Annotated in this window: 9 protein-coding genes; 3 read left to right on the top strand and 6 right to left on the bottom strand. The window is 73.0% G+C overall.

What is annotated here, in order from left to right:
• The first annotated feature begins 1 nt into the window (after window position 1).
• Window positions 2-946 carry a 2-phospho-L-lactate transferase gene (gene cofD / locus Pme01_RS15545; RefSeq protein ID WP_168116446.1) on the top strand — a complete coding sequence of 315 codons (945 nt, stop codon included), beginning with the start codon at window positions 2-4 and terminating at the stop codon, window positions 944-946.
• Window positions 936-2,054, top strand: coding sequence for a coenzyme F420-0:L-glutamate ligase (locus Pme01_RS15540; protein WP_168116466.1), 1,119 nt, complete (start codon window positions 936-938; stop codon window positions 2,052-2,054). The genes cofD and Pme01_RS15540 overlap by 11 nt, the downstream gene beginning before the upstream one ends.
• A 2-nt stretch (window positions 2,055-2,056) precedes the next feature.
• On the opposite strand, the gene Pme01_RS15535 is transcribed toward Pme01_RS15540, so the two are convergent.
• The 3 genes from Pme01_RS15535 to Pme01_RS15525 form a co-directional block, all read right to left on the bottom strand.
• Entirely contained in the window at window positions 2,057-3,157 is a 1,101-nt protein-coding gene (locus tag Pme01_RS15535) for a mannose-1-phosphate guanylyltransferase (RefSeq protein WP_168116447.1), read from the bottom strand.
• A gap of 66 nt (window positions 3,158-3,223) precedes the next feature.
• A complete protein-coding gene (locus tag Pme01_RS15530) occupies window positions 3,224-4,402 on the bottom strand; it encodes a glycosyltransferase family 4 protein (protein ID WP_168116448.1) in 1,179 nt (392 codons plus the stop codon).
• Window positions 4,403-4,594: 192 nt separating this feature from the next.
• On the bottom strand, window positions 4,595-6,922 hold the full coding sequence (locus Pme01_RS15525) for a hypothetical protein (protein ID WP_168116449.1): 2,328 nt from the start codon (window positions 6,920-6,922) through the stop codon (window positions 4,595-4,597).
• A 39-nt stretch (window positions 6,923-6,961) separates the two neighbouring features.
• Between Pme01_RS15525 and Pme01_RS15520 the strand changes: the two genes are divergently transcribed.
• Window positions 6,962-7,690, top strand: a complete 729-nt coding sequence (locus tag Pme01_RS15520; protein ID WP_168116467.1) for a TIGR03089 family protein — start codon at window positions 6,962-6,964, stop codon at window positions 7,688-7,690.
• 44 nt (window positions 7,691-7,734) lie between these two features.
• Here Pme01_RS15520 and Pme01_RS15515 read toward each other — a convergent pair whose 3' ends face one another.
• From Pme01_RS15515 to Pme01_RS15505, 3 genes are all read right to left on the bottom strand, one after another.
• Window positions 7,735-9,693 carry an acetoacetate--CoA ligase gene (locus tag Pme01_RS15515; protein WP_168116450.1) on the bottom strand — a complete coding sequence of 653 codons (1,959 nt, stop codon included), beginning with the start codon at window positions 9,691-9,693 and terminating at the stop codon, window positions 7,735-7,737.
• A gap of 60 nt (window positions 9,694-9,753) precedes the next feature.
• Entirely contained in the window at window positions 9,754-10,269 is a 516-nt protein-coding gene (locus Pme01_RS15510) for an acyl-CoA thioesterase (protein WP_168116451.1), read from the bottom strand.
• A gap of 311 nt (window positions 10,270-10,580) precedes the next feature.
• Window positions 10,581-11,741 carry an acyl-CoA dehydrogenase family protein gene (locus Pme01_RS15505; protein WP_168116452.1) on the bottom strand — a complete coding sequence of 387 codons (1,161 nt, stop codon included), beginning with the start codon at window positions 11,739-11,741 and terminating at the stop codon, window positions 10,581-10,583.
• Window positions 11,742-11,868: the final 127 nt, after the last annotated feature.

Here is an 11,868-nt window from a genome sequence, read left to right as displayed (position 1 = left end):
CATGCGGATCGTCGTACTGGCCGGTGGAATCGGCGGGGCCAAGTTCCTTACGGGGGTGCGCGCGGTCGCGCGGGAGTCCGGTGCCGAGGTGACCGCCGTGGTCAACGTCGGCGACGACGTGACCCTGCACGGCCTGCGCATCTGCCCCGACCTCGACAGCGTGATGTACACCCTGGGCGGCGGCGCCGACCCGGAGCGCGGCTGGGGCCGCCGGGGCGAGACCTGGACCGTCAAGGAGGAGCTGGCCGCGTACGGGGCCGAGCCGACCTGGTTCGGGCTGGGTGACCGCGACATCGCCACCCACCTGGTACGCACCCGGATGCTCGACGCCGGGTACCCGCTGTCGGCCGTCACCGAGGCGCTGTCCACACGCTGGCAGCCGGGGGTACGCCTGCTGCCCGCCACCGACGACCGGGCCGAGACCCACGTCGTGGTGGAGGAGCAGGGCAAGCAGCGCGCCGTCCACTTCCAGGAGTGGTGGGTCCGCTACCGGGGCGAGCTTCCCGCGAAGCGCTTCGTCTTCGTCGGCGCGGAGGCCAGCAAGCCGGCGGCCGGCGTCCTCGACGCGCTGGGCGCCGCCGACGTGATCCTCGTCGCGCCGAGCAACCCGGTGGTGAGCATCGCGCCGATCCTCGCCGTGGGCGGCATCCGGGAGGCCCTGACCGCGCCGGTCGTCGGCGTCTCCCCCATCATCGGCGGCGCGCCGGTACGCGGGATGGCCGACAAGTGCCTCGCCACCGTCGGGGTCGAGTGCAGCGCGGCCGGCGTGGGCGGGCTCTACGGCGCGCGGAGTACCGGCGGGTTGCTCGACGGCTGGCTGGTCGACCCGACCGACGCGGACGTCAGTATCCCCGGCGTGACCGTACGCAGCCACGACCTCTGGATGCGCGACGAGGCGTCCACCGCCGCCATCGTGCGGGCCGCGCTGGAGGTGGCTGGTGCTTGAGATCCACCCGGTCACCGGCATCGGTGAGGTCACGCCCGGCTCCGACCTGGCCGCGCTCGTCATGGTCGCCGCCGACTGGATCCGTGACGGCGACGTCCTCGTGGTCACCAGCAAGATCGTGAGCAAGGCGGAGGGGCGCCTGGTCGAGGTGCCGGAGAGCGGGCCGGAGCGCGACGCGGTACGCGACGCCGTACTGGCCGCCGAGACCGCCCGCGTGGTGGCCCGCCGCGGGCCGACCCGCATCGTGCAGACCCACCACGGCCTGGTGATGGCCGCCGCCGGTATCGACGCGTCCAACGTCGAGCCGACTCGCCTGGTCCTCCTCCCGGTCGATCCGGACGCCTCGGCCCGGGCGCTGCGCGCCGCCCTGCGGGAGCGGTACGACGTGCGCGTGGGCATCGTGATCACCGACACGATGGGCCGGCCGTGGCGGCTGGGCCTCACCGACGTGGCGATCGGCGCGGCGGGGGTCGCGCCCGTACGCGACTACCGGGGGCACGTCGACCCGTACGGCAACGAGCTACGGGTCACCGAGATGGCCGACGTCGACGAGCTGGCCGCCGCCGGCGAACTGGTCAAGGGCAAGTACGACCAGGTGCCGGTCGCCGTGGTCCGCGGCTACCCCGGTGTGACCGACGACGACGGCCCGGGCGCCCGGGCCCTGGTACGCGACGCCGAGCAGGACATGTTCTCGCTCGGTACCGCCGAGGCGCGGGCGCGGGGCGCCGCCGAGGCTGCCACGCTCGCCGACGCGACGAGCTTCGCCCACGTACCGGTGGATCCCGAGCTGGTCGCGGCGGCGCTCGCCACCGTCGGGCCGGTCGGCACCGCGTTCACCCACGTCACCGACCACGGAGTCCGCGACAAGCTGCGTGACCTCGCACCGAGCGGTACCGCCGAGGTGGTCGTACCGCACCTGGCCGCCGCCGCCGACCGGTGGGCGCTCGCGGCCGCGGGCGCCGACGTCCACCGGCTGCGCGCGGCGCTCGCCTCGGCCGGTCTGTCCACCGCGTGGGTACGGGCCGAGGCCGCGGCCATCACCGGCCTGGCCGCCCTGCCGCCCGGCCAGGAGCCGCTCGGCCTGCTCGCGGTGGGCGTGCCGGGCTAGCTCTACACGTGCGGGTTGCCGCGCTCCTTCAGGCTGTCGACCAGCTTCTTGACGTCCTGAGCGCGGTCCCGCGGGCACACCAGCAGCGCGTCCGGCGTGTCCACGATGATCAGGTCGTGCACGCCGACCGCCGACACCAGCCGGCCCGACCGCGGTACGACCACGGTGCGGTCGGTGTCGTGCAGCAGGATGTCGGACTTGCCGACGGCGCCGTCGTCGGACTCGATCACGACGTTGCCGCGCTCGTCGCGCTCGAGCACGTCGCCGAGGGTGTGGAAGTCCCCGACGTCGTTCCAGCCGAAGTCACCGGGCACCGTGCCGACCAGGCCGGCGGCGGCCGCGCCCTCCATCACCGCGTAGTCGACGGAGATCTTCGGCAGCGTGGGCCACACCTCCCCGAGGACCCGCTCCCGATCCACGCCGTTCCACGCGTGCGCGATCCGCATCAGGCCGGCGTGCAGCTGCGGCTGCTGACGGAGCAGCTCGGCGAGGAACACGTCGACCCGCCAGATGAACATGCTGGCGTTCCAGAAGTACTCGCCGGACTCCACATAGGAGACCGCCACCTCGTACGGCGGCTTCTCGGTGAACTCCGCGACCCGGCGTACCTGGCCGGCGCCGACGGCCTCGCCGCAGCGCAGGTAGCCGTACCCGGTCTCGGGATGGGTCGGGGTGATGCCGACGGTCATCAGCAGGCCGTCCCGGGCGCCGTCGGTGGCGGCGCGGACCGCGCTGGCGAAGGCGTCACCGTCGCGGACGAGATGGTCGGCGGCGAACGAACCCATCACGGCGTGCGGGTCGCGGGCGGCGATGATGGCGGCGGCGAGGCCGATCGCCGCGCACGAGTCCCGCGGCGACGGCTCGACGAGAATGTTCGCGTCGGGCAGCGCCGGCAGTTGCCGTGCGACGGCGGCGGCGTGGGCCACCCCGGTCACCACGTAGGTCGACTCCGGCTCGGCCAGCTGGCCGAGCCGGTCGACGGTGGCCTGCAGCAGGCTGGCCGACGTACCGGTCAGCGTGTGCAGGAACTTAGGGTGACCGGCTCGCGACAAGGGCCACAACCGAGTGCCGCTGCCGCCAGCGGGAATAACCGCGTAGAACACGCCGACCATCATGCCGACTAGATCCCCCGAGGCATAGCTGGGGTGCCCCGAACCACGTTGTGCCTGCTACCGGCTCGACAGATCCGGGATCGCGATGCCACCGGCGCTACCCGCGAGGGCCCGGGCCCAGGCCGCGAGGTGTACCTCGGCGCTGGACTCCCAGGTGAACTCCTTCGCCCGGTCGACCCCCGCCTTGGCCAGCGCGACCCGGCGCGGCTCGTCGTCGAGCAGGGCGCTCAGGTCACGGGCGATCTCGTCGGAGTTGGGGCCGGTGTAGGCCACCGCATCGCCGCCGACCTCGGGCAGCGACAGCCGCGGGGTGGTGAGCACCGGGGCGCCGCACGCCATCGCCTCGAGGATCGGCAGGCCGAAGCCCTCGCCGTAGGACGGGTAGGCCGCGACCAGCGCACCGCCGAGGAACCCGGGCAGGTCGGCGTAGCGCAGGTACCCGGGGCGCAGCAGGCGCAGGTGCGGTGGCACCTCGCTGACGGCCTGGTCGATCTCGTCGTCGTGGCCCTGCCCGCCGGCGATGACCAGCGCGGGCGGGTCCTCGCGGTCCCGTACCGCCTCGGCCCAGCCCCGGATCAGGTTGGGCACGTTCTTGCGCGGCTCCTTGGCACCGAGGAACGCGATGTAGTCGGTGCTACCGAGGCCGAGCCGCGCGCGTACCCGGGCCTTCTCGTCCTCGCTCGGCACGTGGAAGGCGTGGGAGTCGACCCCGTGGTAGGCCACGTCGATGCGGGTCGGGTCGGCGTCCAGCAGCCGGATCAGCTCGTCGCGGGTGGCCTTGCTCGGCACGATCACCCGGGCGGCGCGGCGCAGCGACGTCTTGATCGCCGACCGGAAGAACGTGCGGCGAGATTTGTCGTAGTGCTCGGGTTCCGTGAAAAAAGTCGCGTCGTGCACAGTCACGGTAACCGGACAGTTTGTGCGCAACGGACAGGTATAGAACGGCGAGTGCAGCACCTGGGCACCGACCTGCTGCCCGAGCAGCGGCAGGCCCGTCTGCTCCCACGCCAGCCGAGCCGGCCGATGGGCCGCTGCGGCGGGCGCGGCGATCACCTTGGCGGACGGCAGCAGCCTGCCGTAACGCTCCGCGTCGGTGCGCTGGCAGACCACTGCCAGATCGACGTCCATGGTGCCCAACGCGCCGAGTAGGCCATCGACATAGCGCCCCACCCCTCCGCGGTCGGCCGGGACACTCGTGGCGTCGACTAGCACGCGGGGCGGGCGGCCGGGGGTCACTGGGCAGCTCCTCGCACTCGTTGCGATGCGCAACCACCCGACACCACCCGGCCGTACCCCGCTTCGTGAGCGGAGCGAAACCGAGCGGGCGCCGCGCGGGTACGCGGGGTTCGGCATCTGTTCGTCAGCCTACTGCTACGGGCCCACCGCCCGATGTCCACACGCGTACCCGCGACCGAATCGACAAAACGGTTACCCGAGGGTCGTGGGCACGTCACCTTGGGTGCCCAGCGGATAGCTGCCCACCCCTCGGACGATCCAGGTACCGGTGGTCGCCCCACGGCTCGGCGGTCGCCAGACGGCCAAATCGGCCTTCCCGTCACCGTTGTACTGCCCGGGAACCGGTACGTCGCCGGGGTTGCCGAACCGCACGGGCGGCTTGCCGCGCAGGTACCACAGGCCCGACAGCGGCGACCAGGTCGCCGGCTCGATCCTGCCGTCGCCGTCGTAGTCGGCCGGTACCGGAAGGTGCCACGGCGAACCGAGATTCACCCGTCCGAGACCCTGAATCTCCCACAGGCCGCTCTTTGCTCGATAGACCGCCAGGTCGGCGCGCCCGTCGCCGGTGTAGTCGGCCGGCACCGGCCGGTCACCGGGCTTGCCGTACACCACGTCCGCCGCACCGCGGACGTGCCAGGTGGCGGTCGCCGGGGTGAACGTGGCCGGCTCGGCGCGCCCGTCGCCGTCGTAGTCCGCCGGTACCGGCACGTCGCCGTGCTGGCCCAGGACGGACCGCTCGGTGGTACCTCCGCCGGAGTTCTGGATCGTCCACGCCCCGGTCGCCGGCGACCACGTCGCCAGGTCCAACTGGCCGTCACCGTCGTAGTCCGCTGGTACCGGTACGTCGCCCGGCTGCCCCGCCCACGCCTCGGCCCCACCGCCCAGTTCGGCGAAGGCGGCGCGCCCCGGGCTCCACACGGCGAGCGTGCGGCGCATCGTCTCCGGCCGCGTCCAACCACCCATCAGCGCGTACGCGCGGTCGCGGACGGCGAACAATATGGGCGCGGGTACGGCCTGGCCGGCCGTGAAGACGCGCGGAATGGTGACCGGTGGCGGGGTCGGCTTGGACTTGGGCTTCGCCGGCGCCTTCGGCTTCGCCTTGGTCGTCGTCTTCGACGCCGACGGCTTCGGCTTCGGCTTCGTCACCTTCGGTGCCACCGGGGCCGTCGGCTTCGGCGTCGGGGTGGCCGACGGCAGCGTCCCGCGCTCCTGCCTCGGGTCGGGGGCGGGCTGCGCGACCGGGGGCGGCGCGGCCTGCGGCGGGACCGGCGCCGGCGCGGCCTGCGTCACGGTTTCGGCCGGCGGCAGCGGCGCGGGCGGCGAGATCGGCGCCGAGCCGCCCGCCGGCGCGCCGGCCACCGGCGGCAGCGTCGCGTCACCGCGGGGATCGACGGCGGGCCCCATGGACAGCTTCCAGGCGACGTACCGGGCGGCGGCCTCGACGGCGGGGTCGGTCGCCTGGCCGGATGCGGCCGGGTCGGTGGGCGGCGGACCACCCAGGACCCCGATCCCCGCGGTACCGGCGTTGCGTCCGGGCGTGTGCGCGCCGATGACGGGGCGCGACAGGCCGCCGTACCGGCCCTCCCAGAGCCGGCCGAACCGGTCGACGATCACGTTGTCGCCGAGGTCGCCCCAGCCCCGGCTGACCGCGTCGTAGTAGAACAGCGCCCGCAGGATCCGCGGTACGTCGGTCTCGGCGTAGTCGCCGCCGACCGACTGGTCGTGCACGGCGAGCGCGCGCGCCACGGACGCGTACTGCGGAGGCCAGTTCATCAGCCGCTCGTCGGCCCCCCACTCCGCCCGGCTGTGGATCGGCGGCCGCGCGACGCGGGAGGCATCGACCGAGACACTGGTCACCGACGGCACCGCCACGGCGTCCCCGGGCGCCTCGCGCGGGTCGATCAGGTCGACGCTCACGTCGTCCGGCGTGGCGACCGCCGTGAACGTGACGGCGACCTGTACGGCGTCGCCACTGCCGAGCCAGACCAGTTGGGCGCCCTGCCGCGCTCCCGGTCCGGCCCCGTCGGCGCCGCCCGTCGGGGCTGCGAGGTGCCAGGAGTTCCACTCCCCCGTACCGGTCCGGGAGCGTACGGCGACGCTGACCCCGTCGGCCGGGCCGGTCCACGTCACGCCGGCCGCGCGGAACGGCGTCAACCCCTCGCGGGCCAGGCGCAGCGTGCGTGCTCCGGCCGGCCCGGGGAAGCCGGCCACGAGCGGCACCCCGTCGGGTACCCCCCAGCCGGCCACCGCGTCCGTGGCGGGCGCGTCGAAGCGGCCGAGCCGAAGCCGGACCGCCCCGGGCGCGATCCCGCCCCCCGACGATCCGGCCTGCCCGGCCTCCGGCCGTGCCCGGACGGCCACGCGGTTGGCCGCGTCGCCGTCCCCCCGTTCGGGCCCGGCCGTCGGTGCCCGGTCCGCGCGCCAGGCGCCGGCCAGCAGCAGCGGCAGCGCCGCCGCGGCCACGACCCCCGCCGAGACCAGCCGGTATCGTCGCCGTGACCGTGCCGCCGCGCCGCTCACACCTACCACCATTCATCCGTTTTGGAGCATCTCGTGGTTATATCTGCCAAAGACGGTTTTGGTAACGTTCCAGCCGCGTTTGGTGATGCGATCGCCTCGGATCCGACCCGGCCGCTGCTGACGTTCTACGACGACGCGACCGGCGAGCGGACCGAACTCTCCGGTACGACGCTGGAGAACTGGGTCGCCAAGACCGCCAACCTGCTCGTGGACGGCTGCGGCCTGATGGCCGGCGACTCCGCCGGCATCGTGCTGCCGCCGCACTGGCAGACGGCCGCCGTCCTGCTGGGCGCGTGGTCGGCCGGGCTCGTGGTCGACCACACGAACCCGACCGCGGCGGAGGTGGCCTTCGTCGCCGCCGACCGGATCGGCGAGGCCCCCGACGGCCCCGATCGATTCGTACTCGGGCTCGCCCCGATGGCCCTACCGCTGCGGGAGGTGCCGGCCGGCTTCGTCGACTACGTGGCCGAGGTGCGCGGCCACGGCGACCGCTTCCAACCGGTCACCCGGGTCCGCGACACGGACCCGGCGCTGGCCGACGGCACCACCCACGCCGAACTCTGCGGCGCGGCGCGGGAACTGGCGGCGGCGCGCGGCATCGGCCCGACCGACCGGGTACTCGTCGACGCCGCCGCCGCGCCCGATCCGCTGACCTGGCTGCTCGCCCCGCTCGTGGCCGGCGCGTCGGTCGTCCTCTGCGCGAACCTCGACCCGACCACGCTCGACCGCCGCCGCGACGCCGAACGGATCACGCACGTCCTCTCATGATCGCCGAGAGTTTGCGGCGCGATCGCGCCGCAGACTCTCGATGATCATGGGCGGCGTTCCGCCGCCAAGCGCTCGAAGGCGGTCAGCGACTCGGGGTTGACCAGCGCGCCCTTCGCGGCGGCCGACTCCACCGGGGTACCGGTGAGGATGCGCTTCACCGGTACCTCGAGCTTCTTGCCCGACAGGGTCCGGGGCACCGCCCGTACTCCGAAGATCTCGTCGGGTACGTGCCGGGGCGACAGCGCGGTACGCAGCTCGCGGGCGATCCGGTCGCGCATCGCGCCGTCCAGTTCCAGGCCGGAGTCCAGGACCACGAACAGCAGCAGCTCACCGGCGCCGCCGGCCGCGTCCTCCAGGTGCACCACGACCGAGTCGACGACCTCGTCGAGCCCCTCGACCACCGAGTAGAACTCGGCGGTGCCCAGGCGTACCCCGCCCCGGTTGAGGGTGGCGTCGGAGCGCCCGGTGATCACCAAGGTGCCGCGCTCGGCGTCGATGGTGATCCAGTCGCCGTGCCGCCACACCCCCGGGTACACGTCGAAGTACGCCTCCCGGTAGCGGGAGCCGTCCTCGTCACCCCAGAAGCCGACCGGCATGCTCGGCAGCGGCGCGGTGATGACCAGCTCCCCCAGCTCGCCGACGACCGGCGAGCCGTCCGGGCCGAAAGCCTCCACCCGGGCGCCCAGGCACCGGCAGGAGATCTCCCCGGCGTACACCGGCAGCAGCGGTACCCCGCCGACGAACGCCGTGCACACGTCGGTGCCGCCGGACGCCGAGGCGAGCAGCAGGTCCTTGCCCACGGCCTGGTACACCCAGCGGAATCCCTCGGGCGGCAGCGGCGCGCCGGTCGAACCGATCCCGCGCAGCTTCGACAGGTCGGCCAGCTCGCGCGGCACGATGCCGGCCTTGCGGCAGGAGAGCAGGAACGGCGCCGAGGTACCGAAGTAGGTCATGCCCGAGTCGGCGGCGACCCGCCAGAGTTCACCGAGGTCCGGGGCGGCCGGATTGCCGTCGAAGAGCACGATCGCGGCACCCACCGCCGGGCCGGAGGCCAGGTAGTTCCACATCATCCAGCCGGTGGTGGAGAACCAGAAGAACCGGTCGCCGGGGCCGAGGTCGTGGTGCAGGGCCAGCATCTTGAGGTGCTCGACCAGGATCCCGCCGTGACCGTGCACGATCGGCTTGGGCAGTCCGGTGGTACCCGAGGAGTACAGGACGTACAGCGGGTGGTCGAACGGTACCGGCGCGAAGCTCAGCGGCTCATCGGTCGGCCCGGCGAGCTCCGCCCAGCCGTCCGGGCGGTCGCCGTCCAGGTAGGACAGCATCACCGTGTGCTCCAGCGACGGCAACGCCTCCCGGATCGCGGCCACCTCACCGGTCCGGTCGACCGCCTTGTCGCCGTAGCGGTAGCCGTCCACGGCGACCAGGACCTTCGGCGCGATCTGCCGCCACCGGTCGACCACGCTGCGGGTACCGAACTCCGGGGCGCAGCTGGAGAAGACGGCGCCGAGGCTCGCGGAGGCGAGCATCAGCACGTAGGTCTCGGGGATGTTCGGGGCGTACGCCGCCACCCGGTCGCCGGCCGCCACCCCGAGGCGCGCAAGGCCCGCGCGGACCCGGCGGACCTCGTCGCGCAGCTGCGCCGCGGTCAGCGTGACCGGCGCCCGGGTCTGGGAGTACGCGATCACGGCGGGCTCGTCGTCGCCGATGCCCGGCATGCGCAGCACGTTCTCGGCGTAGTTGAGCCGGGCGTCCGGGAACCAGCGCGCGCCGGGCATCCGGGCGTCGGGCAGCGTGTCGCTCGGCGCCGTGTGCGCCACCACGTCGAAGTAGTCCCAGATCGAGCGCCAGAACCCGGGCAGGTCGTCGACCGACCACTGCCAGAGCGCGGCGTAGTCGGCGACGTCGAGCCCACGCTCGTCGGACAGCCAGCGGAGGTACGCGCCGATGCGCGAGCAGTCCCGTATGTCGCCCGGTGGCGTCCAGAGCACCTCGCCTGTCATAGCGGCCATCCTCGCACGGGCCGCCGTTGACCAGACATGGGTGCGCGCCACATACGGCGCTCAGGATTGTGGTGGACCGGCCGTCTCGCGCGACGCCTGGATCGCCTCCCGGCGGGCCAGCCGGTGGGCCCGCCGGATCTCTGCCTCCCGCCACCGGCGGATGTCCTCGGCGGTCTCCGGCACCACCGGCCGGACCTCCCGCGGCGTGCCGTCGGCGTCCACCGCCACGAAGACGAGGTACGCGGTGGCGACGTCGACCGGCTCGTCCTCGGCGCGGTCCCAGCGCTCGGCCACCAGCCGCACGCCGACCTCCATCGACGCCTTGCCCGTCCAGTTGACCTGGGCGTGGGCGTGCACGAGGTCGCCGGTACGGACCGGCTCGAGGAAGGCGATCTCGTCGATCGCCGCGGTGACGGCGGTGCCGCCGCAGTGCCGGGCGGCGGCGGCACCGGCCACGTCGTCCATGAACTTCATGATCACTCCGCCGTGGACGGTCCCGTACAGGTTCACGTCCACCGCGGTCATGATCCGACTCAGCGTGACCCGGGAGTACGAAGTGGGCTTGCCGTCCAACATCTCAGGTGCTCTTTTCGACTTTCCCTGCCGTGCCCGCCGGCCGTTTCACGGCCCGCGGCGGGTTGGCGGCCCAGACCAGCGCACGTTATCAAGAGCCGGTCCCCCGGCCCCACGAAAGCATGGCCGGGGGTGATTCAGCTCGCGGTCCACCCGCCGCCGAACTCCGACGCCCGCGAACGGCGGCGTTGGGTGGCGCACGCCTTAACCTGGGCCGGTGATGAGCACCCTGGCCTTCGAGAACTACCGGTCGCCGGCCAGGGCCGCTTCGATCAGCCGGCCCGGCAGTGGCCCAGGCGCTGAGAATCCCCGATCTAACCCCTGAGCAGCTGCCGGGCCATGACGATGCGCTGTACCTGGTTCGTGCCCTCGTAGATCTGGGTGATCTTGGCGTCGCGCATCATGCGCTCCACCGGGAAGTCCTTGGTGTAGCCGTACCCGCCGAGCAGCTGGACGGCGTCCGTGGTGACCTCCATCGCGGCGTCGGAGGCGAAGCACTTGGCCGCCGCGCCGAAGTAGGTCAGGTCGGCGTCACCGCGCTCGGACTTGCCGCCCGCGGTGTAGGTGAGCTGCCGGGCCGCCTCCACCTTCATACCCATGTCGGCGAGCATGAACTGGATGCCCTGGAAGTCCGCGACCGCCTTGCCGAACTGCTTGCGCTCCTGGATGTAGCCCTTGGCGAAGTCGAGCGCGCCCTGCGCGATGCCCACCGCCTGTGCGGCGATCGTGACCCGGGTGTGGTCGAGGGTACGCATCGCGGTGGCGAAGCCGGTGCCCTCCGCCCCGATCATCCGGGAGGCGGGGATGCGCACGTTGTCGAAGTACACCTCGCGGGTCGGCGAGCCCTTGATACCCAGCTTCTTCTCCGGGGCGCCGAAGCTCACGCCGGCGTCGGACTTCTCCACCACGAACGCCGAGATGCCGCGCGCGCCGATGCCCGACTGGGTCACCGCGAACACGGTGTAGTACTCGGAGACACCCGCGTTGGTGATGAAGCACTTCACGCCGTTGAGCACGTAGTGATCGCCGTCACGCTCGGCGCGGGTCTTCATGGACGCGGCGTCGCTGCCCGCCTCACGCTCGGTCAGGCAGTACGAGAACATCGCCTCCCCGGACGCCACCGGCGTCAGGTACTGGCGCTTGAGCTCCTCGGAGGCGGACAGCAGCAGCGGCATGGTGCCGAGCTTGTTGACCGCCGGGATCAGAGAGGATGAGGCGCACACCCGCGCCACCTCCTCGATCACGATCGCCGTGGCGAGCGCGTCGGCGCCGGCTCCCCCGTACTCGACGGGGATGTGCGGGGCGTGGAAGTCGGCGGCCCGCAGCGCATCGTAGGACGCCTGGGGGAACTCACCGGTCTCGTCGGCGGTCGCGGCGTTGGGAGCGACCTTGCCTTCACAGACCGCCCGCACCGCCTCCCGGATCGCCTCGTGCTCCTCGGGCAGTTGGTATGCGTCGAACTGCGAATCCGCCATGGCTGTAGCCTCCCGAAACGACGTGGGCGGCTGTCAGGATACCGACGGGTAACCACGGGCTACCGGCGCGGTCGGCCGGGTGGGACTATCCTCGCCCGAGCGACGTGGCGGTCGACCACCGTGCTAC

This window comes from Planosporangium mesophilum (assembly GCF_016863255.1).
GTDB classification, from domain to species: domain Bacteria; phylum Actinomycetota; class Actinomycetes; order Mycobacteriales; family Micromonosporaceae; genus Planosporangium; species Planosporangium mesophilum.
This window is presented reverse-complemented; position numbering and strand designations above follow the sequence as displayed.